This is a genomic window from Peribacillus sp. FSL H8-0477 (assembly GCF_038002765.1).
Taxonomy (GTDB): domain Bacteria; phylum Bacillota; class Bacilli; order Bacillales; family DSM-1321; genus Peribacillus.
Window position 1 is genome coordinate 484,755 of sequence record NZ_JBBODE010000001.1, and the last position, 22,739, is coordinate 507,493.

Annotated in this window: 22 protein-coding genes; 8 read left to right on the top strand and 14 right to left on the bottom strand. The window is 38.9% G+C overall.

What is annotated here, in order from left to right:
* Positions 1-17: 17 nt before the first annotated feature.
* The 7 genes from MHI18_RS02575 to MHI18_RS02605 form a co-directional block, all read right to left on the bottom strand.
* The gene (locus MHI18_RS02575) at positions 18-1,052 is read right to left on the bottom strand and encodes an ABC transporter substrate-binding protein (RefSeq protein WP_340845855.1); all 1,035 of its coding nucleotides are present in this window, start codon (positions 1,050-1,052) and stop codon (positions 18-20) included.
* Positions 1,053-1,183: 131 nt separating this feature from the next.
* Positions 1,184-1,897: a Type 1 glutamine amidotransferase-like domain-containing protein gene (locus tag MHI18_RS02580; protein WP_340845856.1), complete on the bottom strand. Its 714-nt coding sequence runs from the start codon at positions 1,895-1,897 to the stop codon at positions 1,184-1,186.
* A gap of 588 nt (positions 1,898-2,485) precedes the next feature.
* On the bottom strand, positions 2,486-2,995 hold the full coding sequence (locus MHI18_RS02585) for a GNAT family N-acetyltransferase (RefSeq protein WP_340845857.1): 510 nt from the start codon (positions 2,993-2,995) through the stop codon (positions 2,486-2,488).
* A gap of 105 nt (positions 2,996-3,100) precedes the next feature.
* Entirely contained in the window at positions 3,101-4,078 is a 978-nt protein-coding gene (locus MHI18_RS02590; protein WP_340845858.1) for a ring-cleaving dioxygenase, read from the bottom strand.
* A gap of 146 nt (positions 4,079-4,224) precedes the next feature.
* Positions 4,225-5,454 carry a methyl-accepting chemotaxis protein gene (locus MHI18_RS02595; RefSeq protein ID WP_340845859.1) on the bottom strand — a complete coding sequence of 410 codons (1,230 nt, stop codon included), beginning with the start codon at positions 5,452-5,454 and terminating at the stop codon, positions 4,225-4,227.
* A 30-nt stretch (positions 5,455-5,484) separates the two neighbouring features.
* Positions 5,485-6,483: a 3-oxoacyl-[acyl-carrier-protein] synthase III C-terminal domain-containing protein gene (locus MHI18_RS02600; protein WP_340845860.1), complete on the bottom strand. Its 999-nt coding sequence runs from the start codon at positions 6,481-6,483 to the stop codon at positions 5,485-5,487.
* 38 nt (positions 6,484-6,521) lie between these two features.
* On the bottom strand, positions 6,522-6,887 hold the full coding sequence (locus MHI18_RS02605) for a hypothetical protein (protein ID WP_340845861.1): 366 nt from the start codon (positions 6,885-6,887) through the stop codon (positions 6,522-6,524).
* Between the two features lie 340 nt (positions 6,888-7,227).
* On the opposite strand from MHI18_RS02605, the gene MHI18_RS02610 reads away from it, so the two are divergent.
* The 3 genes from MHI18_RS02610 (at position 7,228) to MHI18_RS02620 (ending at position 8,794) form a co-directional block, all read left to right on the top strand.
* Positions 7,228-7,605, top strand: coding sequence for a CidA/LrgA family protein (locus MHI18_RS02610; protein ID WP_340845862.1), 378 nt, complete (start codon positions 7,228-7,230; stop codon positions 7,603-7,605).
* Positions 7,602-8,288, top strand: coding sequence for an LrgB family protein (locus MHI18_RS02615; RefSeq protein WP_340845863.1), 687 nt, complete (start codon positions 7,602-7,604; stop codon positions 8,286-8,288). Before MHI18_RS02610 ends, MHI18_RS02615 begins: the two co-directional genes overlap by 4 nt.
* A 131-nt stretch (positions 8,289-8,419) precedes the next feature.
* A complete protein-coding gene (locus MHI18_RS02620) occupies positions 8,420-8,794 on the top strand; it encodes a hypothetical protein (RefSeq protein ID WP_340845864.1) in 375 nt (124 codons plus the stop codon).
* Positions 8,795-9,063: 269 nt separating this feature from the next.
* Here the strand turns inward: MHI18_RS02620 and MHI18_RS02625 are convergent, their stop codons facing one another.
* The 3 genes from MHI18_RS02625 to MHI18_RS02635 all read right to left on the bottom strand — a co-directional run bounded on the left by MHI18_RS02625 (position 9,064) and on the right by MHI18_RS02635 (position 11,828).
* Positions 9,064-9,843 (bottom strand): formate/nitrite transporter family protein, encoded by a 780-nt coding sequence (locus tag MHI18_RS02625; RefSeq protein ID WP_340845865.1) that lies wholly within the window; start codon positions 9,841-9,843, stop codon positions 9,064-9,066.
* Between the two features lie 307 nt (positions 9,844-10,150).
* A complete protein-coding gene (locus MHI18_RS02630) occupies positions 10,151-10,930 on the bottom strand; it encodes an SDR family oxidoreductase (protein ID WP_340845866.1) in 780 nt (259 codons plus the stop codon).
* Between the two features lie 376 nt (positions 10,931-11,306).
* Positions 11,307-11,828 carry a GrpB family protein gene (locus tag MHI18_RS02635; RefSeq protein ID WP_340847549.1) on the bottom strand — a complete coding sequence of 174 codons (522 nt, stop codon included), beginning with the start codon at positions 11,826-11,828 and terminating at the stop codon, positions 11,307-11,309.
* 150 nt (positions 11,829-11,978) lie between these two features.
* On the opposite strand from MHI18_RS02635, the gene MHI18_RS02640 reads away from it, so the two are divergent.
* On the top strand, positions 11,979-15,206 hold the full coding sequence (locus MHI18_RS02640) for a DEAD/DEAH box helicase (protein ID WP_340845867.1): 3,228 nt from the start codon (positions 11,979-11,981) through the stop codon (positions 15,204-15,206).
* A gap of 107 nt (positions 15,207-15,313) precedes the next feature.
* Positions 15,314-15,499, top strand: coding sequence for a hypothetical protein (locus tag MHI18_RS02645; protein ID WP_340845868.1), 186 nt, complete (start codon positions 15,314-15,316; stop codon positions 15,497-15,499).
* A 482-nt stretch (positions 15,500-15,981) separates the two neighbouring features.
* Here MHI18_RS02645 and MHI18_RS02650 read toward each other — a convergent pair whose 3' ends face one another.
* Positions 15,982-16,581 (bottom strand): superoxide dismutase family protein, encoded by a 600-nt coding sequence (locus MHI18_RS02650; RefSeq protein ID WP_340845869.1) that lies wholly within the window; start codon positions 16,579-16,581, stop codon positions 15,982-15,984.
* A 232-nt stretch (positions 16,582-16,813) separates the two neighbouring features.
* Between MHI18_RS02650 and MHI18_RS02655 the strand changes: the two genes are divergently transcribed.
* Together MHI18_RS02655 and MHI18_RS02660 are read left to right on the top strand one after the other, a co-directional pair.
* A complete protein-coding gene (locus tag MHI18_RS02655) occupies positions 16,814-17,794 on the top strand; it encodes an NAD(P)H-quinone oxidoreductase (protein ID WP_340845870.1) in 981 nt (326 codons plus the stop codon).
* A gap of 307 nt (positions 17,795-18,101) precedes the next feature.
* Positions 18,102-19,058, top strand: a complete 957-nt coding sequence (locus tag MHI18_RS02660; protein WP_340845871.1) for an alpha/beta hydrolase fold domain-containing protein — start codon at positions 18,102-18,104, stop codon at positions 19,056-19,058.
* A 113-nt stretch (positions 19,059-19,171) separates the two neighbouring features.
* On the opposite strand, the gene MHI18_RS02665 is transcribed toward MHI18_RS02660, so the two are convergent.
* Complete coding sequence (locus tag MHI18_RS02665) at positions 19,172-19,843, bottom strand: hypothetical protein (protein ID WP_340845872.1); 672 nt, start codon at positions 19,841-19,843, stop codon at positions 19,172-19,174.
* A 131-nt stretch (positions 19,844-19,974) separates the two neighbouring features.
* Complete coding sequence (locus tag MHI18_RS02670; protein ID WP_340845873.1) at positions 19,975-20,514, bottom strand: helix-turn-helix domain-containing protein; 540 nt, start codon at positions 20,512-20,514, stop codon at positions 19,975-19,977.
* Between the two features lie 157 nt (positions 20,515-20,671).
* Between MHI18_RS02670 and MHI18_RS02675 the strand changes: the two genes are divergently transcribed.
* A complete protein-coding gene (locus MHI18_RS02675; RefSeq protein ID WP_340845874.1) occupies positions 20,672-21,211 on the top strand; it encodes a GNAT family N-acetyltransferase in 540 nt (179 codons plus the stop codon).
* A gap of 42 nt (positions 21,212-21,253) precedes the next feature.
* On the opposite strand, the gene MHI18_RS02680 is transcribed toward MHI18_RS02675, so the two are convergent.
* Positions 21,254-22,591 carry an amino acid permease gene (locus tag MHI18_RS02680; protein WP_340847550.1) on the bottom strand — a complete coding sequence of 446 codons (1,338 nt, stop codon included), beginning with the start codon at positions 22,589-22,591 and terminating at the stop codon, positions 21,254-21,256.
* Positions 22,592-22,739: the final 148 nt, after the last annotated feature.

Genomic DNA, 22,739 nt, shown 5'->3' on the forward strand with positions numbered 1-22,739 from the left:
GGCTGAAATCTTTGTTCTTAGTTGCTTGTGAATATATCCTTATACTTGTTTAACATATTTTCTTTATTTTCATTTGACCATTCTTCATCATCTTTAATCACTTTAATTTCGCTTAAATCCTTTATACCTGTCGTTTTATCGATGCTTACGTCTTTAAGGATGGATCGTCTGTTCAATTCTGACGTAATTTTTTGTTGAACGTCCTTGCTTGTCACATAATCAACGAATTTCTGAGCATTTTCTTTATTTTTGGCATCCTTAACAATGCCCATGCCATCAGCCTTAGCAATTGTACCTTCTTTCGGATAAATTATATCAACAGGTGCACCATTTCTAACATAGTTTAATGCTGCTTCCTCAAACGTTAATCCAACAGTATATTCACCGTCAGCAACGCCTTTATAAACAGCTGATGATCCGCTTAGTAACTTACCGTCTAAGTTATCTATTAATTTCGATACATAATCCCAGCCTTTTTCTGGATCACCATTGCCCATAGCAAACAACTGATTAATTAATTGTTCTAATGAAGAAGAAGACTTTGAAGGATCTGCATTAGCAATTTTCCCTTTTAACTCTTTATTAAGTAAGTCTTCGTAACCTTCTATTTTGATATCGCCTATTAAATTCTTATTAACCATAATCACACTTGGAATAACCGAAAACCTAGTTATATAACCGTCTTTGTTTTTAAATTCGTCAGCTACCTGGTCATCATTGCTAGATGTGAACTTTTCGAATAATTCTTTATTAGAATCAAGTGTAGAAATAGATCCACCCCATAATACATCAGATAATGGATTGTTTTTCTCGGATTCAACCCGCTTCAATAATTCCCCAGACCCTGCTGAAATCAGCTCCACTTTGATACCGGTTTCATTTTCAAAATCCTTAACTAGCGGCTCTGTAAATTCAAGAGGATGCGGCGAATAAACGGTTAACTCTTTTGCCTTTTTTCCTGTATTCGTTTTTTCATTAGAAGAACACGCAACTAATGAAAACGCTAACATTAATAAACATAAAAATAATAACTTGCTTTTGCTTTTTTTCATTTCCTTCACACTCCTTTTCGGTATAGCCTAACTTTACTGGGAAACCAGATTCTTAACAATCCACAAAATCGTCTAAACTATCCGATATTCTGAACACCCAAAAAAGAACTGGTTAAACTTAAAAAACCCATTCAAAGAATGAGTTTTTTATTTCCTAAGTAAAGGGCATCCATTGGTTCTTCCACAACTCTACCGTTTTCATTACTAAGATAATACGCTTTTGCTTCTAGTCTAGAGGATATCGTTTGGCTAACCTTTTCGTTGATAAAGTGTAAGGCCGCACCATCATCCACTGCGTATCCAGCACTAATTTCTTTTGAAGTGAGCATCCTTTGGTATGAAGATTGTCTTTTCTCTTCGCCATCATAATGTGGGCAATGGCTCCCATGGAGAAAACCTAATCCGTTGATTTTATAAAGGGGGCCATTTAGGGGGTCTGTTAGTCCTTCTTCAAACCAACATATTGATCCTGCACTCAGTCCCACAAGGATAGTCCCGTTATGATACGCCTTTTTTAGGATGACATCTATTCCCCATTCTTTCCACAATACCAACATATTTCGGGTATTCCCGCCACCCACATAGAGAATATCCTTCTCCATTATGTATCGCTCTAAGTCTGTGAAGTTCGGTTCAAATAAGGATAGATGTGAGGGTACACATTTCATTTTTATAAAGGATTGATAAAACCGTTTAATATAAAGCTCTTGATCCCCGCTTGCCGTTGGTACAAAACAAACACTCGGTTGATCTTTAAGACTTTGATTGAGAATATAGGTATCAAGCAGCAAGTTCTCAGGTTCCATTGAGAATCCGCCGCCGCCCATAGCAATAATTTGTCTCATCTCTAACTCCCTCCTCTAATTAAAAGCTTGATACTGGATATAGATCAGGAAGTACATCAAGGCAAGCACAAGGTCAAAAAGATAGTATTTTCGTTTTTGTTTATGCAAGTACCCTTCCACTCCATCTATCAGGGAAACAAAACCAAACAGTAAAAAAACGACACTAAAATTTTTAAAGGAAAACCCCATAAATAATGTGCGGACTACCACAACGATCAAGCCAATATAGATCAAACACTTTAGTACGATAACAGCTTTCAACTTTTAACTTTTGGTCTATCTTCAAATAACAGTCCCATGTTACCAAAACTCCCTTCTAGTAATCTAGCTGAATTTTTCTGTTTGACGCGGGATTGCGCAGAAGCCATAAGAAGTGCTAAAAGATAAAATAAAAGAGGGATTCTATGTAGGATGGTTACGATCGCTTTTATGTCTTTCTAATTCGAAAAAGGGTTAAAAAACAAAACCGTTTTCTATTTCTCTATGTAAGTGGTTTTCATAAATCCTAGACGCACGGGATGTTCCCGTCTATTTACTCTTTTCGTTCCTTGTCTTTTTTCTGTATACCGAACATTTATGCAGCGAAGTTTAACTAGTTTCGCTGCAGGTTACAACATCAAATGTTTGAATTAAGCAGGCATCCTCATCAATATGTTCCACCACTTCTTTAAAAGAAATATTCAGCTTCTGATATACTTTCTTCCAAAACATAACGGCGGGTTTATTGGCTGACAGCTCGATAATATAATAGCTGCCAGGCTTTACTTGAAATAAGTTTTCAATTACTTTTAGTCCAAGGCCTTTTCCTCGATATGAATTAAGAATAAAAATATCATTGACGCTATAATCTATTTCTTTTTTTAGATAGGGTCTTTCTAGCAATAACAAAAATCCAATTAAGTGATCGTCATCCTTAATTAGAAAAGGGGAAATCCCTTCTTCTTCCCAAAGATAATCAAGGTCATCAAAAACAAAGGAACCATCTGAGTGGATCGTGAGTCTATCCGTATAGGCTGATAAATCATGTAAATAGAGAGAATACAGGTTAGCTAAAATGGGTTTGTCTGCTACTTGAGCAGGCAGTAGCGTAAGTGTCATCCTATTCACTCTCCTCATGGATTTTTTCGATATATTCATAATAATCCAATAAATAAGAAAAGAAAAGCCAGTGAGGCATATTGTCAGCGTCACTGGCTTTTCTTCTTATTCTTTTATGATTTCTCGCGTACTTCTAACTGTGTCAATCGGGCGGACCAGCTTTTCAATTTGTTCCCGTTTTGGCTCTAAGAATGGCGGCAGTGATAATTTTTCTCCTAGCGTTTCATACGGTTCGTCTCCCATGAAACCAGGGCCGTCTGTTGCAAACTCAAAGAGAATCTGCGGAGCCACTCTTACATAAAGGGATTCAAAGAAGTGGCGGTCAACATAGCCGGATGTTTGAAAACCAAAGCTTTCCATCCGTTTAATCCAATGTTCTAAAACTGCTCGGTCGTCTACGCGGAATGCCGTATGATGAACGGTACCAATACCTTGACGAGCTTGAGGAAGAACCGTATTGTGCTCAGCTATAACCTGCGCGCCATTCCCGCCTTCTCCTACTTCAAATAGGTGAAACTGTCCTTCTTTCCCAATTTCTTTAAACTGTAAGACTTTCTCGAGCATTTCTTTAAAATAATCAAAATCGGCTATTCGAACAAAAATTGGTCCTAATCCAGTAATGGCATATTCTAATGGAATCGGACCATTTTGCCACGGTACACCAGCTGCTACGCCTTCATTATTCTCATCAGAAATCAACTGATAGTGCTGATCATCAAAATCGACAAAGGAAAGCGTCTTTTTCCCGAATTGTTCTTTGATTCCAGTGTGTTTTACATCTAAACGATCGAACCTTTTTGCAAAGTATTGTAAGGCTTCATCCGTTGGAACACGAAAAGATGTTTTGGATATCTCATTTGTTCCATGTACACCTTTAGAAATACCAGGAAAATCAAAGAATGTCATATCTGTGCCCGCTCCGCCAATATCGTCTGCGAAAAACAAATGATACGTTTGAATATCATCTTGATTGACGGTTTTCTTTACTAATCGCATCCCTAACACATAAGTAAAAAATTCATAATTCTTTTCCGCGCTGCTTGTAATCGCTGTAACGTGATGTAAACCTTTTAAACCATTCATTGCCGTCACCCTCCTGAATTTATCTTGAATACATTTATCTTGAATTAAAGATATCATAATTCATTCGCTCTGTCCATAGTGTTACCTAATCATATACAAAAAAATTGTAGAGAACCGTTATGTTCTCTACAATCTGTTGTCCAGTATTATGAATTGAATAATTGATTCACGCTTGAAGTGAGCTCATGTTGTGCATGAACGTTATCTGCCACCTCTTTAATCGCTAAGGAAACTTCGGAAATAGTAAATAGAATTTCTTCATTAGAAGATGCTGAGTGCTGACTGTTTGTTGTCACACTTTGAATAGCTCGGTTTAATTCTTCTATTGATTGGGCCATTTGCTTAGACGCACCTGCCAAATCATTTGACATTTTATTAATAAATTCTGCATCCTTCTCGTATTGGATCCCAACCTCGACGAATTGATCATAATCGGGCTTTACCTTCATATTCATGTAATCTAGAATACCTGTTGAATTTATGGTCAGATTGGCAAATGCATTTTGTACTTGGTCCGTCACATGATGAATATTATCAACGGATTGTGCAGACTGTTCAGCAAGCTTACGGATTTCTTCAGCAACCACGGCAAATCCTTTGCCTGCTTCTCCTGCTCTAGCTGCCTCAATCGATGCATTTAACGCAAGCAAATTGGTTTGACCAGCAATGCTGCCGATCGTATCTGCCAAATACTTGATTTCTTCTACCACTTTTACCTTCTCAATTACTTCTATAATATTGGCTTCTTTTTCAATATACATCGCATACGAAGACTCAGCCGATTTGCTTGCATCTTCTTTCACTTGAGAAGCACGCTCTTTTATCTTAAGCGCTACCCGGCCGCTTTCTTCAGCCTTTTCAGACAGCCTTTTTGTCGCCATTTCTATATGATTGGCCGTCTCACTAATTTGCTCTGTGGAGGCACTTAATTCAAGTGAACCCTCAGACATGGTTTGAATCGTTTCTTTCATATCTTCCATAATAAAAATCAGCTCGGTCGTTGTCGCAGACAATTCTTCTGTATGGCTGTCAGCTGTTGTAATTCCTGCTTTCAAGCGACCTATCAGCATTGCCATTTTGTTCACAGCTTGGTGCATCCTCTGTAATGAATCATGACCATTTTTTTCGTCTAATTCTCTTAGTTCATCACCTGACTCGAGACTTTCTGCATACTCATTGATCATTGATAATTGCTTATTTACTTTTTTCTGTGACCATAAACTTATGCCCATCATGGCAAGGATTCCTATTACCGCTAATCCTCTTTGTAAATAGTGATTTTCAATAAATAAACAAGCGATGACGACTACTCCGATTAGTAGATGTGGTGTACCGATAGTGACACCTGGCATTAACCGACTTGTTATCTTCTCCATGTCTCCAACTCCATCTATGAATATTCCTTATTAATACCTAAACAACATCGCAGAAGCCGCTGAACCCGCACCTACTGACCAAAAAATGACGTAATCGCCTTGTTTCAACTGACCTGTGCTGACTGCACGTTCGAAAGCCATAAAGGGACTTGCTGAACCCGTGTAACCATACTCAGTTCCTACGATTGGAAACTTGGTGATATCTTCATTAAATGCTTCTTGAATTTTATAGATATTTTTCCTGGAAAGCTGTGAAAAACAGAATGCCTGAATATCCGCCGTCGTAAGATCGTGACGGATTAAGAGTTTTTCAATTAGTTCCACAGTTGAAAGAAAGGCCTTGTCATTATTGACATTTTCCCATTTGACCCGCTTATCATAGGCATCAATCGTTACGTCTGATAAGTTTGAAACACCGCATGCCGGCAGAACGATTTTATCAATAGAATCGGTATCAATTTTATATGCCGAGTCAATAAATCCACGACTCTTATTTTCTTCTTTTTCTAAAATCACTGCGCATGCACCATCACCAAAACTAGCAAATGTTACAGCTTCTTCTTTACTTGCGTAACGGTGAAGCTGCTCAGAAGCCACAACTAATGTACGCTGAAGATTAGGGTTGCCAATCATCGTACGACTGGCTTGTTCCACTGCGATAATCATACCAACACAAGCAGCATTCATATCGCTTACGACTGCATCCGGTTTGCCTTCTATCGCATGATGAATGGCAATAGCACTTGGTGGAGCAAAAAATTCTGGGGTGCTTGACACGAAAATAATACTATCTATATCACTACCTGTTAAGTTAGCTTTTTTTAAAACCTTTTTAGATGCTTCGATGGCCATCGTTAAGGTATTTTCTTTTTCGTAATCAGCTATGTATCTGTTTTCTCGGCCTAATGCTTCAAGCAGACCTTCAATATTCTTTCCTTGCTCCTGGAAATGTTTTAGATAATAATCGTTATTAACGATTTTACTAGGATGATAAACAGCCGCTTCTTTTAAGATAATTCCTGTTGTCATATTTCTTTTCTCCTTATGTATCATGTTTTATCACAAACTCAATCTTGTGCTGATTCCGTGAGGGCCTCTCGAAGACTTCCAATAAATTCTCCTGTAAAATGGACATTTTTAGCCACTCGTTTAATCTGTAATCGAGGTGTCACACTGGCAGGACTCACAACTAACACTTTTTTGAATCCCAAACTCATGTACAATTGATAGCTTTTTTCAAGAATCGGCAAGATTTCAGGTTTAAATGTTTTCATATTCGTTCCATCGGCAATCAAGGTAAACGTTTTTACATCAATTTGGGCTACTTCTTTTTTTAAGCCTTCAACAAATAATGCAGCTCCTTCTGCTCCTGCAAATCCGGCAATGGTAATAATAAATGCTTTGTTCTTATGATCCGTTTGAAACAACGTCATTTCTGATTACTCCTTTAATAAAAAAGATTTTGAAGTTCTAATGACCTACTCAATATAATTTCAGTATAATTCCAACTAAATACTTAGTTACTATCGGCTTTTTTTACTTTTATTTAAGAATAATTACCTATAACATCAAAAAAAGCTCTTCACTAAAGAAGAACTAGGTTTATTTTATTACAGGACTTTTGCCCCTTACTAGATGACTTTTATCAAGTTCTTGCAATTTTTCCAAGCATCACACCTACAGGTTATGAAAAAAAGTCGTATAATAGGGGTTATTGAAAATTCCTACGAGATTTGGAGGTGACGATATTCCGTAATTGGATATCTTTCTGTGATGAACATACTACGTATTTTGGCGCAAATTGCTATTTTATTTGCTTTTTCTTTTATAGGAGGGTTGTTTCATACTTACCTACACATTCCCCTTCCAGGGAGTATCATCGGGTTGATTCTGCTTTTCCTTGCTTTATGTACAAATGTTTTCTCTGTGAAATGGATTGATCAAGGAGCCGGATTCTTGCTGGCATTCCTGCCGTTTCTTTTCATTCCTACATTAATAGGAGTCATCAACTACCCAGAATTACTTTCTAACAAAGGATTCTTATTACTCATCGTTGTAGTCATCAGTACGATTATCACCATCGGGGCTGCTGGCCGTGCCAGTCAATATTCCGAAAACAAATCAAAAAGAAGGCAGGAGGAGAAGTCATGACCCAAATTCTTATCGCACTTTTTATTATTTCTATAACTATACTTATCTATCTTGGCATGAATTACTTATACACCTACTTCCCTTCTCCCTTCCTCGTACCCATGATGACAACAGGGATTGTCCTCATTCTCCTGCTCATTAGTTTCCATGTCTCGTATGACACATACCTAATCGGGGGAAAGTGGATTAATTCTTTATTAGGACCAGCCGTTGTAGCACTTGCCTATCCACTTTATAATCAACGGCAGATTTTACGAAAAAATATCAAACCAATTATGGCTGGAGTAGGCATCGGAGCCTTCACCGGGATGGCAAGTGGTGTGTTACTATCTTCCCTTTTCGGCTTGAACAAAGTCATGATTCTTTCTATGATGCCTAAATCGATTACGGCGCCTGTAGCCATGGAGGTATCCTCAGAATTGGGAGGAATCCCGGCCATTACAGTCGTTTTTGTTTTGATTGCCGGACTGATCGGAGCGATTTTTGGACCAATCCTCTTAAAACTCTTTCATATCAAAAGTTCGATTGGCAAAGGAATTGCGCTTGGCAGCGCCTCACACGCACTTGGCACATCCAAAGCTTCCGAATACGGAGAACTAAGTTTCTCAATGAGTTCCGTGTCCATGGCATTAACAGCCATCATTGGTGCGATCATCGGAAGTCTAATTCCATTATTTTTTTAATTATACGTTTCACCAAGCTGTCGAAAAATCCTCGACAGCTTTTTCGCCCGCCCAGACGAAACACGGTCACAATACGAGTGTGAAATAAGTTAGCTTTTTTTAAAGCTTATTAAGCAAAAAGGAGATTAATAATGAAAAGATGGATGTGGATGATCCTATGTATCGCCCTTTTGAACGGTTGTGGAGATAAGGAAACACATGAACAAACTCCATTACCAGCGGGCATTGCAGGTGTAAATTGGCTCCAAGATGATAATGGACGCGATTTTAAATTATTTTTAGGGGAAGATGGTACCGTTTCCTATTATAGTCCCTCTGCTGGCAACCCATATAATGATTTTGATTTGTGCGAGAACTATACATACAATGCAGAAAGCTATGAGTTTTCGTTTGATACTCATTCATGCAGTATGAAGTTCATTGACATCACTGAAGATGGTAAAACACTCGTTTTGCTTGTTGATGGTGACAAAATGACATTTCATAGGGCAGGCTCCAATCAGTAATGACAAAATAACGAAGTATCCTTTTGGAAACTAATCTTATCGCAAAAACACCGGAAAATTATTAATTAATTCAAGTTGAAGAGGGTGCCTCCCATAAATAATCGTCGTGAAGATCAGCTCACTTTTCGGTAGATAAATAACTTTAATTTCATGATTTCGTGACATACATTCGCTCCATCATATCCTTCTTAATAATTGAAGAAGGCTACTCCTGGATAAGTTAAACAACACAAAAGCAGGCAGCCAATAGGCTGCCTAAGTTATATATGTTACTCTTTTAAATATGGTTTATTTACATAATAATACATCCAGCCCATAAAGACAGATCCGCCAATGATGTTACCAATTGTCACGGGAACAAGATTATGCATTAGACCTGAGAATGAAATAGACGGTCCATGATCTAGGACGAGGGCAATCGCGAATGTACACATATTTGCAATGCTGTGCTCGTAACCAGAAATAAAGAAGCAGAAAACAAAGAGAATCATGGAAAACATTTTAGCTCCGTCACCTTTAAGCGTCATTGGTACAAAGAAGGCTAAACAGACGAGCCAGTTACACAAAATAGCACGGAAGAAAAGCTCCATGGTTGATGTATTCATCTTGCCTTCGACCACACTCAATAGGAAGGTATTTACGGATGCTTCATCAAACAATCCTGTTAAATAAATGAGGGCAGCGAAACAAAATGCTCCTATTACATTTCCAGTAAAGGTTGTGGTTAATAATTTCACAACATTCATCCAAGATAGCTTTTTCCTTAAAGCCGCATAGGTTAAGTAAAAAGTATTCCCAGTAAATAAATCTCCTCCAGCATAAGCAATCAGTATAATTGCAGACCCAAACGTAATAGCGGCCATTGGATACGCTAATGGTGAATGTTCATTATAGAAAAAGCTTCCTGTTTTGAAAGCTACAATTACTCCAAAACCAATAAACATACTCGCCAATAAGGATCTTAGAATATAACGAAGTGGGCTAATATCAAATAATTCTTTTTTATGTATTGCCTTTTCTTCAACTTGCTTCAGCGTTTCTATTTCCATATGCAGAAACCCGCTTTCTTTGTGAAATAAGTTCATACGTAATCTTATCACTTATTTTTGTCTATATTTGACGAAAAAGTTACAAGATAGCGAACAAGTAAATACATAGGCTGAAACTCATACGCAACTTAGGTTCTAATCAAGTATCCACCAAACTAATCGTAAAAAAACTCCAAAAAAAAAATACTTCTGTATTTCTATTCTTCTTAATCTTATCTAAGTATACTTATTTTGTAAACAATTCATAAAAAATCCACATCTTTCAGCCCATTAGGAACAAAAAAGGCAAATTATACATCTGCCTCATTTATTTCCCTAAATAACCGCCATCAGATTTAAGGTGTTGTCCCGTCATCCAACCTGACTCATCACTTGCAAGAAATGTTAGTACGTTTGCAGCATCTTGCGGTGTCCCTACCCTTCCCATTGGGAACAGGGGTATAAATTGTTTCTTAAGCTCCTCATCCATCCACCCCGAATCGGTGGGACCTGGGTTTAGTGAATTGACTGTGATTCCGATAGGAGCAAGTGCAACTGCCAATGGTTCAGTAATCGCAATCAACATGCCTTTGGTTGCAATATACGCCAAATTGGTTGGATCTGGTCCTCCTGAAACGAGAAAGATGATTCTGCCATCTTTTTGGCCGGGATAAACTTGTTCAAATCGTTTAGCAAACTCTAAGCTCAAAAATATAGTGCCACTATTATTCACTTTATAATGGTTATCCAAAATAGCATTATTTAGTGATCGAAAATCAGCTCGTAATTCGTACGTCGCATTATTTATTAAAATGGATGGTGTACCCAACGTTTTTTCAATCTGCTCTAACATAGCGATAGGCATTTCCGGATCAGATAAATCTACTTCCATATGATTGGAACGAACTCCTAATTGCTTCATTTTCTCACACAAAATATCAGGCCATTCTGGCTCTTCCCCATTTCCTTCTAGATGATCAAACGCACGATAATGGGTGAAGAAAACATCCGCTCCTGCTTCTGCGAGTGCCAAACAGATAGCAGAACCTATTCCTCCTGATCGACTAGCACCCGTAACAATCGCGATTTTTCCTTGTAAAGATTTCAATAACTCTCCTCCTTTAAGTTGTTTCGTTACTTTTTTTACCATCGATGGTAAACTAAATTAATTCGTTTGAACGAGGTGAACTATGCTTATACCGTCGTTACTCGTCTTTTTAGCGGAAAGTTGGTCTATATGAACGTAAAAAAGAGAAAACTTCATTTATTGCAGGTCATCGTCAACTTTTTCATGTAAGAGATGAGAAAAAGTTAGCGTCAAGAATAAGTTGGGTTGTCGTTTTATTCGGGATTGAAACGGTCTTGTTTCCCATCATCTTTCAGCTTATCCCTCGAATAGACGGAACGGTTTTCGTAGGACTGGCCATGATCCATTTGGCAGCTGTTTTTGTTGTGATTCTAGCGGATCAACTAAGTCAATAACTTCATTTCCGCTTACTATAGATCCTTTTAACAAATGACTCCTTGGAGGCCGTATAATCATCAATCCCAGGTAAATGGATAGAATCTTTTTTAAGCTGTTGATAGGCCTCTCTTTCACTTGGGTTTGCATTTAGATAATTTCTAAAAAATAACAAATCATGCCAAAGCTGATGATTATATGCTACAAGATGAAGAAAGTGTGTTTTTTCTTGATAGGTATCATCCGTAAACTTTGCAAATATGATTTCCTCTGGTCGTTCTACCTTCAGCCTCAAAAAACCACTTTTCTTGAGACCAGCTATTATTTCTGAATCAATACTTTGCAGGTGGTCTACGCCCATCACAAGATCTATGACCGGTTTCGAAACAATTCCCCTTATTGCGGTACTGCCGATATGTTCGATTCGATTTTCCTGGATGGGAACTGTACGAAGAATTTCATCTTTTACGGTACAAAATTCACAGTGATATTCGTCTGTATATGGAACTAATTTCATTTCATTATTCTTCAAACCAAGCTTGATTACAATCTCCTCCTTTATCTTCTATATACTATTTCAACATAAAACATCAATGTCCTTGTTGTTAAAATGGTCTGATGCTGATAAGGTAAATACGTCGATTACCTATTTACTTACTTACATAATTTATTTCTGAAAGGCGTGAACACGGCAATGAGTTTTCATTTGACTAAAAAATCAATAAAGGAGATGTGCGGAGTTACTGCTTATCGCAGAGGAGAAGCCTACCTCAAAGCTAATCAGGTTGTGATTGAGCATTACGATTCTACCATTTGTGAGGCCGCTGTAAAGGGCGACTTTCACGTCATCCTTGAATCGAATGAAAGCGGCGATGCCCATGCCCAATGTTCCTGTCCGACACTCGGCTCTTTTACGAAGCATTGCCAACATATAGCTGCTGTCATGCTGTATGTCCAACAGCATCTTCTTTCGCTTGAATCAACGAACACCCAGACCACCGAAGAGGACACGATTTCTCAAGTGGACCTGCAGCTTACAAACGATATACTCGGCCTCTTTTCTAAAAAACAGCTAAAACTTAAAACAATTGAGACTCCCTTTGATTCTAGACAGCCGTTTGACGTTGAAATGATCTTTAAGCCCTTTCCAATTGATGATGGGAAATACCTATTTGGCGTTGAAATAAAAGCAGGACTTAAGCGAAAACTTATTGTCCAAAATCTTAGAGAATTTCTTGAAAAAATAGAACGAAAAGAACGCTATTTCTTTTCTCCTTCCTTTAGCTATGATCCTGAGGAACACTATATTCCTAAAGAAATCGGGATGATTCTGCAACAGCTAATACTCATCCATCATAACGAACAAGATTATCTTGATCGTCGCTTTAGTATCGATGTTACAGGGAAAAGACTGCTGCTTGTTCCTCCTGCTTCATGGGAAAACATGCTCCCGCTGCTGATTAGCTCTCCATTCGCTAAGATTGAACATAACGGTCACACAATCGAGGAAATTTTCCCTGTCTTTGAAAAAACACCGTTATATTTTGAATTTGATGAATCGCCTTCCAGTGGTTTTCAGTTAAGCGTTCTCGGGTTAACGAACATCACGGTAATGGAAGCTTATGGGTATATTCTTTCTGAGGATAAGATTCTTAAGCTATCTGCTGAAGACTGTCTAACGGTCGGCGGGTTAAAACAAACGCTTGATCGCACAGGAAAGCATCAATTTCAAATTCATGAATCGCAAATGGAGCATTATCTAGCAAAAGTCATCCCAGGTTTACGAAAGCTTGGTACGGTTCATATTTCAGAGGCGGTGACAGGACAGCTTGTCAAAAAGTCACTGAAAGCCAAACTATATTTAGATCGGGTTAATAATAATTTATTGGCAGGTTTAGAGTTCCACTATGGTCAGCTTGTCATTAACCCATTAGAAGAAGAAAATCATGAACGAAAATCCGGTGCCATCCTTATACGAGATAATGAAACAGAGGCAAAAATTCTGCAAATTATGGATGACAGTTCCTTCGCTAAAACAGAAGGCGGTTACTTCATGCATAACGAAGAGCTGGAATATCACTTTCTTTATCATGTCGTGCCCCAGATGAAGGATTTAGTCGAACTATTTGCAAGCACTTCTGTAAAAGCCCGGATTCATAGGAGTTCTCCTCGTCCTCGGATTCGAGTCGATGCAGATAATCGAACTGATTGGCTCGTGTTTCGCTTTGACTTAGAAGGGATCCCTGAATCTGAAATCAGTAATCTGCTTGGTTCACTTGAAGCAAAGCATAGATATTACCGCTTGCCTAATGGATCGCTAATGACGCTCGAAAGTACAGAATTAGCAGAAATTAAACGGTTAATGAAAGAATTAGACCTGGCTGAAAAAGATCTGGCACAAGAATTTCGCCTGCCGCTGGTAAGGGGATTCCAGCTGCTTGATTCATTAGAAGATAATCCATCTGTCAGCATCGGAGATTCTTTCCGTGAACTGGTTGAAACCATGAAAAATCCAAGTCAGTTAACCTTTGACCTGCCTAAAAGCCTTGAACATGTCCTCCGCGGCTACCAAAAGCAGGGCTTTCAGTGGTTAAAGACTCTTGCGCATTATCGGTTTGGTGGAATTCTTGCGGATGATATGGGACTCGGTAAGACATTACAAAGTATTGCTTATATGGTTTCCGTTCTGCCCGAAATTAGAAAATACAAACTACCGATACTAGTCGTTACTCCGTCATCACTTACCTATAATTGGTTGAATGAGCTGACTAAATTCTCCCCTGAGATTGAGGCGGTCATTGTTGATGGAGATCAAGCGGAGCGTAGACAAATACTTCGTGAAGCAACCGAAGTAGATGTGATTATTACCTCCTACCCGTTGTTGCGGAGTGATTTGACCGAATATAGCCGTCGATCGTTCCATAGTTTATTTTTAGACGAAGCACATACTTTCAAAAATCCGACCACCCAGACGGCAAAAGCGGTTAAAAAGTTAAAAGCTGACTACATTTTTGCCCTAACTGGAACACCTGTGGAGAATTCACTTGAGGAACTTTGGTCATTATTTGATGTCGTTTTCCCTAATTATTTACCGAATTTAGAAGACTTTCTTCACTTGCCTCGGAAAAAAATAGCGAAGCGTATTCGCCCGTTTATCCTGCGCCGCTTGAAAACGGATGTATTGAATGAATTGCCTGAGAAAATTGAGACTATTCAATCCGTTGGACTGCTTCCAGAACAGAAAAAGTTGTATGCTGCCTATCTAGCCAAGTTGAAACAAGAAACCTTAAAACATTTAGATAAAAACAATTTCGGGCAAAATAAAATCAGGATTCTAGCTGGATTAACCCGTCTTCGTCAGCTATGCTGTCATCCGGCGTTGTTCGTAGAAGGCTATCAAGGGAGCTCGTCTAAATTTGAACAGCTGCTGGAAATCCTTGATGAATGTCAGCGCTTAGGCAGACGGGTTCTCATTTTTTCACAGTTCACCAAAATGCTTGACATTATTGGCCGAACTTTAGGACGCCAAGACATTCCTTATTTCTACCTGGATGGTCAGACACCCGCAGCCGAACGGGTTGAGCTGTGCGACCGGTTTAACGAAGGCGAGCAGGACATCTTTTTAATTTCATTAAAAGCTGGGGGCACAGGTCTTAATTTAACTGGAGCGGACACGGTGATTCTCTATGATTTATGGTGGAATCCCGCTGTTGAGCAGCAAGCGGCAGACCGAGCACATCGGATGGGACAAAAGAATGTCGTTCAAGTCATTAAGCTCGTAGCTCATGGAACCATCGAAGAGAAAATATACGAACTCCAGGAACGAAAGAAAAACATGATTGATGAAATCATTCAGCCTGGCAAAGAACCTGCCTCCACCCTAACCGAACAGGACATACGAGAAATCTTGAGTATGAAGTAAACAAATGAGAAATAGCTGTCGAACATTCGATAGCTATTTCGATATCCTAAAATTGGTAATACATGTATAATAATGATAGGACTTAAACGTTTGGAGGCAAAACAATCATGGATTCGGCAAGCGGTTTATTACTCATCCCTATTTTACTGTATTTATTTATAATCGGTTTTAGCATTTATTTTGTCATCATGATGATCCTATTCATGAATCGAAAAACAAAATTAGACAAAGAACGCAATCAGAAACTAGACGAATTAATTCAAGTTATACGAAACGACAAAGGCAGCGTTTGAACGCTGCCTCAGACTGTAGACAAACTCGGGTGAAAATCGAGTTTGTCTACAGTCTTCTTTTTTAGTTTTTAAAATGCGGCTGTTGATTTCCGTTCCAGGCGTTTCGCTTTCCACGGGCGGGCGGTGAGCCGCATCAATGCTTACGCTCCTGCGGGGTCTCACCTGTCCCGCTTTTCCCGCAGGAGTCTTCACGCCAACACTCCCATCAGCAGTCTTTCTATATTTAATTTGTATTTTAGTCCGAAGATCAAATGGAAACACGTGCTACTATAGCAGATTTAGAAGGGGATTCATTCAAATCGGAGGAATTATGAAGAAAACTCTATCCGACAAGTCCGTTGGACACGAAAAATTAAGGATTATTAAGTAGAACACAAGTAATCCTGAAAGCAGAAACAATTTTAAGATGGAAAATAGTACTAATTAGAGACCTAGTTGCCTAAATGACAAAAGAGGCAGCGTCATGAACGCTGCCTTTTTTCTTATTTCCCGATTTCACCACAAGCAATTCGATCTCCTGCATCACCTGAAGGCTGTGATTTATAGTCATCCGCTTTTTCATGAATGACAAGTGCTGATCCATCTGAATCAAACAATGTATTTTCTTGATCCATTTTCAACGTAACACCTTTAGCTAGCAGTTCCTCTTTGATTGTTCCGTCATCCGCTACCTCAATATTAGGTAAATCTCCTGCATGTGCTCCTTTTTCATGTTCCGTTCCATGACTCGCATTTGTCGGATTAAAATGTCCGCCTGCAGATTCAAAATCAGGTTTTTCACAAGCGCCTGTTTCATGAATATGTATCGCATGTGTTCCCTTTGGTAAATTCGCAGCATCTAACAAAATACGGACACCACCATCGGTTTCTTCCAGATTAACTTTTCCAACTTCGTCACCTTCGGCATTATTCAGATCGACAGTGATTTTCTCAACCGCACTTTCTTTCTCAGTAGTTGGTTGACTACTTGTTTCTTCCGAATCTTCTACCACTTTGTTATCTTCTGTATCTTCGCTGCTCCCACATCCTGCTAACGTCAGCATAATTCCTAACGAAACCGGTAAAAAAAATAAACGTTTCATCTTTCGCCCTTCTTTCCTTATGTATTTATATTCTTAATTGTTCACATAATTAGAGGCTGCCAAACCTGCTTTCATAGAAAAGAGCCTTAAGTACCAAGCCGAAGCACTGTCTGACATCCATATTTTTACCTATATAACAGACCAGAGGAAGCTCAATTCAATTAGTTGCAGAATGATTTTTTTGGGCGTAATATTTGGTCCATATTTAGTAATTCTATAAGGAGTGTGGACGATGAAGGCAGTCATAGTTAACCAACCAGGCGGTGCTGAACAGATGCAGATACAGGATTACGAAAAACCAAAGCTGCAACCTGGAGAAATCTTAATACATGTTAAAGCAGCAGCGATTAATCGTACGGATATTCTTTCACGTGAAGGAAAAACCGGATATATGAGCAACCCTATTTTAGGCATTGAAGTATCTGGCGAAGTAGTGGATGCATCCCCCGGAGTCACCTTTACAGCGGGTACTCGTGTTATGGGACTCGTTAATGGCGGAGGTTACGCTGAATATGTCACCATGCCTGCTGACCGAGCAATCGTCGTTCCGGATACCCTTTCTTTTGAAGAAGCGGCAGCCATCCCAGAAGTCTATTTAACGGCTTATCAAACCCTATTTTGGTTAGGCCAGTTAAAAGATGCTGATACGGTCCTCATTCATGCCGGCGGAAGCGGTGTAGGCAGTGCAGCTATTCAATTAGCTAAGCAAATGACCAAGGCCAAAATCATTGTGACAGCGGGATCAGAAGAAAAACTAGCATTCTGTCGTTCACTCGGTGCAGATATAACCATTAATTATAAAGAACAAGACTTTGATGAGGAAGTGTTGAACGCAACCAATAATCAAGGAGTTGATGTCATTCTTGATTTTATCGGTGCCTCCTATTGGGAGAAAAACTTGAAAAGTATTAAAACGGACGGACGCTGGGTGCTTATCGGGATTTTGGGCGGTACAGAAGTAGAAAAAGTAAACATCATGCAGCTTTTATTAAAACGAATCCACCTAAAAGGGACTCTCTTAACACCTAGAAGTGACGAATACAAAAAAGAACTGACCGAGGAATTTGTTCAGAATGCCTTGCCTTTATTTGAACAGAAAAGAGTGAAAGCTATTGTAGATTCTGTCTTCCCTTTGACCGATATCCAATCTGCTCATAAACAAATGGAAGCAAATAAGAACATCGGAAAGATAATTATTGATGTAAGTTTATAAATTTGACAGGCGGTCGAGGGTTTCCCGACCGCCTTTTCGTTGTTAAAACTGTTCCGCTTCAGAAAGTCCATCTGCACAGTAAATGGCCTGAATTGCACATAAATTATCAGGTTCTGCACATCATTCAGCTCCAAATGCACAGAAAATTGTCTATTTTGCACACTTTTCCCGCCATTTTGCACAGTACGTATGCTGAGATGCCCAACTGTTAAATTAAGTAGGCTAAATTTTCAGACATTTAATTGACTATCACAAATTCGCAACATTATAATTAGTTGATTAATCGATCTTAAAAAGGAGCGGTAAAATGAAAAAACGAGTTAACCCAGAGTTAGCAGCTAATTTGGAGCTGTTTCAAGATCTCGATTTACGTCCAGAGAATCTACCCTTTATCAGAGAACGTTCAGTTCAAACGAGGCCGTCTGCTGTTGCAGATGATGCCCTTTCTCTCACAGATAAAATTATTAACGGTCCAGATAATCAACCGTTGCCTTTACGAATTTACCGGCCGAAACACAGTAGTGAAACCTTACCTGTCCTGTTATGGATTCATGGGGGTGGATATATCTTAGGGTCGATAGATGAAGATGACGAATTGTGTATGAATTTTGTAAAAGAAGCTGAATGCGTCGTTATTTCTGTAGAGTATCGCTTAGCTCCCGACCATCCATATCCTGCACCCATTGAGGATTGTTATGCAGCATTGAAGTGGATTGCTGACTCGGCAGACGCTTTACATATCGATTTGAATCGAATTGGTGTGGCTGGTGCGAGTGCTGGTGGTGGACTAACGGCAGCCTTAACTTTATTAGCCCGTGATCGAAACTATCCTTCACTTTGTTTCCAAATGCCGCTCTATCCAATGATTGACGATCGCAATACTACGCCTTCAACGAATGAGATTAAAGAGGGATTTGTCTGGAATCAAAAATCTAATGAAACTGGCTGGAGAATGTATTTAGGTGATTTATATGGAACAGATGACATTCCTTCCTATGCAGCTCCTGCTCGTGAAACAGACTATAGCCATTTACCCTATACGTATACGTGTGTCGGACAATTAGACCCCTTTCGCAGTGAAACATTAACCTATGTAACTAAACTTGCAGAAGCTGGTGTTGATGTAGAATTTCATTTATATCCTGGTGCCTATCATGGGTTCGAAGGAATCAATCCAGATGCTGAACTATCAATTCGTGCTAAAGATGAATATATCCTAGCTGTTAAGAATGGATTCAAACGTTCCGCAAAGGTAGGAGTTTAAAAAGATGGGCTTAAGCTCTGGATCTTTTCTGAAGATGATAAATCAGATTGTCAATAAAACCGACCACAAAAACAAGCCTCGAATCAACGATTCGAGGCTTGTTTTTGTTATTTCTATTTAGTCCGTACTAATTCCAGTTGTTTAACTAGAACGTCCACTAACGTATTTAATGGATTTTCGAGTGTCTTTGACAGCTCTTGTTCCGCTTTCATGGCGGCATCTACCATGGACAGTTGAGCGACTGAGACAGGTTTTTGGTTTTCTTTCATAAGTTGAGTAATGAAAGTGGTGACTTCCTCATCATAGACATTCTTTTTCCCTTGCATCATCAGTTCAAAGATATCGTTAATTACAATAATCTCTGTGTCTAAAGTCAGTCCACGGGCGTCTGCGTATTTATGCAAACGATCCATTGTTCCTTCCACTGTAAGAGGATTCGTAAATAAAAGGATTTGAGGTTCAGTTATCTTACAAATTTCATTGAAATAGGGTTCGTCAATATTAATAATCGGTACCGAGATGCTCAACTGTTCCCCTTGTAATAACGTTATATAATTCGTACATGTAATGAGAATGGCGTCCACTTTACTCTTAGAAATCCATTCTAGCTGCTCTCTGACTTTATACTGAGCTTCTCTTTTTTTAAAAGATTTATCTGAAGTCACACGATACATGAGTGCTGGATCAACAAAATGAACTAAATCAATATCGTAAGAAGAAAGTGCCTTTTCTATGTAATTTATATTTGAATAATGGGCGTGAAGACACCCCAATCTTTTCTTCATCGATTCAACACCCTAACAAAACAAATTTTTAGATTTAATCCGGTCAATAAATCATTCCTTATTTTAACACACCCTGTCTTGACATATCAAAAAAAGAGAGGGAAACATCCCCTCTCCTTTCTATTTTTTGCTTATTTAGCTGCGTTCCGTAGTTTTCTTTCGTAGACAGCAATTTCGCCTTCAAGGTCAAGAAGTTTGATTTGATACTCAAGCTCCAGTTTCTTTTTAAGTCTGTTTAATGACTCGATTTGGCCTTCAATATCCTCTTTTTCAAGCTTTGGTTCCGACTGGAATTGAGGCTTTGGTTCAGCTTTAAACTCAGGTTCCGGTTTCGGCTCAGCCTTTGGTTCAGCTTTATATTCTGGTTCTGGTTTAAGATCAGCGAAAATATCTCCGCCTTGCATAAATTTACTTATGCTTTTACTAAAGAAGTCTGCTGCTGCGTCCTTAGTCTTAGGATTTCCGATAATCCCTTCGATTAGGCTCTGCATCTTCGCTAACGAAGTACCTGGAATAACTGATTTCTTTTGAATAAACTCTTCCAGCCAATCTTTATCTATCTGATAACTTTTACCGTCTTGTGTAGCCTCAAGTTCACCATTTCGAATCCACCGGCGAACGGTTTCTTCTGAAACACGTAACATTTCACTTATCTCTTTTGTACTTAACATACTAAAACCTCATTTCTGTATTTGTTCACACACATAACATATCATACGTGCGCACGTCCGTGCCAATAAAAATGATTATTTTTTTCTATGACTCGGACTTGCTATCCATTAGGTATAACGTATGATACCCTATATTTACCATTAAAGGGGGGCAAGCATGTATAAAGCGGAGATCGATAAAGAACTATATCTGGCCATTTTAGAACCAAGACACGCACAAGAACTGTTTCAACTGCTAGATAACAGTCGTGACCATATAAGCAAATGGCTTACTTTTCCTAACAAAACAAAAAGTGTAGAGGATTCTCTTACATTTATAGAAAAATCCTTGAGACGATTATCCAAAAATAATGGATACTGGGCCGGTATTTGGTATAAAGGAAAAATGGCTGGCTCCATTGGCTTCTTATATATTGACTGGGATGCAAGAAAGACCGAGATAGGCTACTGGCTCGGAGACGAATATTTAGGAATGGGGTTAGCTACAAAAGCAGCCAAAGCATTCATCAACCATTCGTTTGAGGAATTAGATCTAAGAAAAGTTGAAATAAATGTGGCAAGTGAAAACGGACCAAGCAGAGCCATCCCTGAACGTTTAGGCTTTACTAAAGAAGGCAGTATTCGCAACTATGAAAAGGTAAACGGAGACTATCATGATCGGATTCTTTATGGATTGCTCAAGGATGAATGGAAATGAAAGCGAAAAGCATCCTCCAAGGATAAGGAGGATGCAATCGATTTAATCCATATTCGACTTGCGAGCCCGATCAGACAGAGACTTTTCTTTATTCCAGACTCGTTTCTTCATGAAAATGGCTGCCAGTCCAATAAGTACAACAAATAATAAGCTAATAAAGAATCCTGGCCTGATTTCTTTCTCAAGCAGTGTACCTGTTACGGCGGCGGCAATTAACAATAAACCCATCCAGCCTGTCAGCTTATTCATTATGTTTAATTTAAGGACTTTAAATGCAGAAATTATAATAAAGGCCCAGTTGTACAAAATTAATATTCCTGCAGCAGTCGTAATGTATTCATAAATTTTCCCTGGAAGCAATAAAGCTGTAATGATCGAACCAATGAGTCCGAGTGTCGCAAGACCAAGTGCTGGCAAAGGCAAGTCTTTAAAATTCCTTATTTTATTGGCAAAGAAAAGCGGTGCATTTCCGTCACCCGCAATGGTGACTAATAAATTCGTAACACCAAATAAAGATGCGGTCATGGTGGAAAAACCGGCTATTATGATGGCTCCATTAAATACATGTGGAAAGAACCCTAGATGATAACTATCCATCGCCGTTACAAAGGGACTTTCCTTTTCACTAAATGCATCTAATGAAACCATCGTTACCGCTAACCCCAAGGAAATAACATAGATAATCGTTAAACATAAAAGCATGATGGTTCCTGCTTTTGGTGCATCTTCTTTCTTTTTAAGACGCATGGCCATCAGACCAATGACCTCTATCCCGCCAAATGCATAAAAGGCATAGATTAAAGAGGTCCAAAATCCTTTTAGTCCTTTCGGGAATAATTCTTTATAGGTATTAGGGAATGAAGGCGGCTCAACCCCCTTAAGACCAAACCAACCGAATATCCCAAAAAACGCAAGAATAATAAACATCACGATAGCTGCTGTCTTTATTACAGCCAGAACATTTTCTACTCTGTCAAACCCTTTAGTCCCAAACAACACGACAATAATTGAGATAATGGCGAAACCTGAGGCAAAAATCCAAAGCGGAATCTTTGGAAACCAAAACTGAGATAAGATGGAAAGCGCCGTCAATTGACTTCCCATAATTAAGATATTAGATGACCAGTAATTCCAACCTGCGCTAAATCCAGCCCAACGTCCATATGCTTTATTTGCATAATAACAAAACGATCCTTCGTGAGGATCTGCTGCTGTCATTTTGGCAAGCAGTCGGTAAACAATATATGTACCTAATGAAGCTAAAACAAATGAAAAGATTATGGATGGCCCCGTTGTTTTTATCCCAATTGTCGATCCAAGAAAATAACCTGTTCCAATTGTACAGCCGACACCAATTAGGGACAGCTGCCACCACTCCATGCTGCCCGTTTCATCTGCTTGATTGGACCCTTGGCTGTCTGGACTGTGTGCCTTCTTCACTGTAAATCCCCCTTCCATACATCCTTCTTAGTGTGAATAAAACCACTCAGAATTATGTAAAAGAAAAAGGAGTGACAGAATAAGGTAT

What these genes read in the sequence shown, in the direction of transcription:
- MHI18_RS02605 (WP_340845861.1), bottom strand. Translation starts at nt 6,887, where the DNA reads ATGACGTTGTTTCAAACGGATCATAAGAACAAAGCATTTATTATTACC.
- MHI18_RS02680 (WP_340847550.1), bottom strand. Translation starts at nt 22,591, where the DNA reads ATGGAGTGGTGGCAGCTGTCCCTAATTGGTGTCGGCTGTACAATTGGA.
- MHI18_RS02625 (WP_340845865.1), bottom strand. Translation starts at nt 9,843, where the DNA reads ATGGAAATAGAAACGCTGAAGCAAGTTGAAGAAAAGGCAATACATAAA.
- MHI18_RS02620 (WP_340845864.1), top strand. Translation starts at nt 8,420, where the DNA reads ATGAAAAGATGGATGTGGATGATCCTATGTATCGCCCTTTTGAACGGT.
- MHI18_RS02580 (WP_340845856.1), bottom strand. Translation starts at nt 1,897, where the DNA reads ATGAGACAAATTATTGCTATGGGCGGCGGCGGATTCTCAATGGAACCT.
- MHI18_RS02650 (WP_340845869.1), bottom strand. Translation starts at nt 16,581, where the DNA reads ATGAAACGTTTATTTTTTTTACCGGTTTCGTTAGGAATTATGCTGACG.
- MHI18_RS02610 (WP_340845862.1), top strand. Translation starts at nt 7,228, where the DNA reads ATGAACATACTACGTATTTTGGCGCAAATTGCTATTTTATTTGCTTTT.
- MHI18_RS02590 (WP_340845858.1), bottom strand. Translation starts at nt 4,078, where the DNA reads ATGAATGGTTTAAAAGGTTTACATCACGTTACAGCGATTACAAGCAGC.
- MHI18_RS02615 (WP_340845863.1), top strand. Translation starts at nt 7,602, where the DNA reads ATGACCCAAATTCTTATCGCACTTTTTATTATTTCTATAACTATACTT.
- MHI18_RS02600 (WP_340845860.1), bottom strand. Translation starts at nt 6,483, where the DNA reads ATGACAACAGGAATTATCTTAAAAGAAGCGGCTGTTTATCATCCTAGT.
- MHI18_RS02660 (WP_340845871.1), top strand. Translation starts at nt 18,102, where the DNA reads ATGAAAAAACGAGTTAACCCAGAGTTAGCAGCTAATTTGGAGCTGTTT.
- MHI18_RS02645 (WP_340845868.1), top strand. Translation starts at nt 15,314, where the DNA reads ATGGATTCGGCAAGCGGTTTATTACTCATCCCTATTTTACTGTATTTA.
- MHI18_RS02595 (WP_340845859.1), bottom strand. Translation starts at nt 5,454, where the DNA reads ATGGAGAAGATAACAAGTCGGTTAATGCCAGGTGTCACTATCGGTACA.
- MHI18_RS02675 (WP_340845874.1), top strand. Translation starts at nt 20,672, where the DNA reads ATGTATAAAGCGGAGATCGATAAAGAACTATATCTGGCCATTTTAGAA.
- MHI18_RS02670 (WP_340845873.1), bottom strand. Translation starts at nt 20,514, where the DNA reads ATGTTAAGTACAAAAGAGATAAGTGAAATGTTACGTGTTTCAGAAGAA.
- MHI18_RS02655 (WP_340845870.1), top strand. Translation starts at nt 16,814, where the DNA reads ATGAAGGCAGTCATAGTTAACCAACCAGGCGGTGCTGAACAGATGCAG.
- MHI18_RS02640 (WP_340845867.1), top strand. Translation starts at nt 11,979, where the DNA reads ATGAGTTTTCATTTGACTAAAAAATCAATAAAGGAGATGTGCGGAGTT.
- MHI18_RS02585 (WP_340845857.1), bottom strand. Translation starts at nt 2,995, where the DNA reads ATGACACTTACGCTACTGCCTGCTCAAGTAGCAGACAAACCCATTTTA.
- MHI18_RS02575 (WP_340845855.1), bottom strand. Translation starts at nt 1,052, where the DNA reads ATGAAAAAAAGCAAAAGCAAGTTATTATTTTTATGTTTATTAATGTTA.
- MHI18_RS02665 (WP_340845872.1), bottom strand. Translation starts at nt 19,843, where the DNA reads ATGAAGAAAAGATTGGGGTGTCTTCACGCCCATTATTCAAATATAAAT.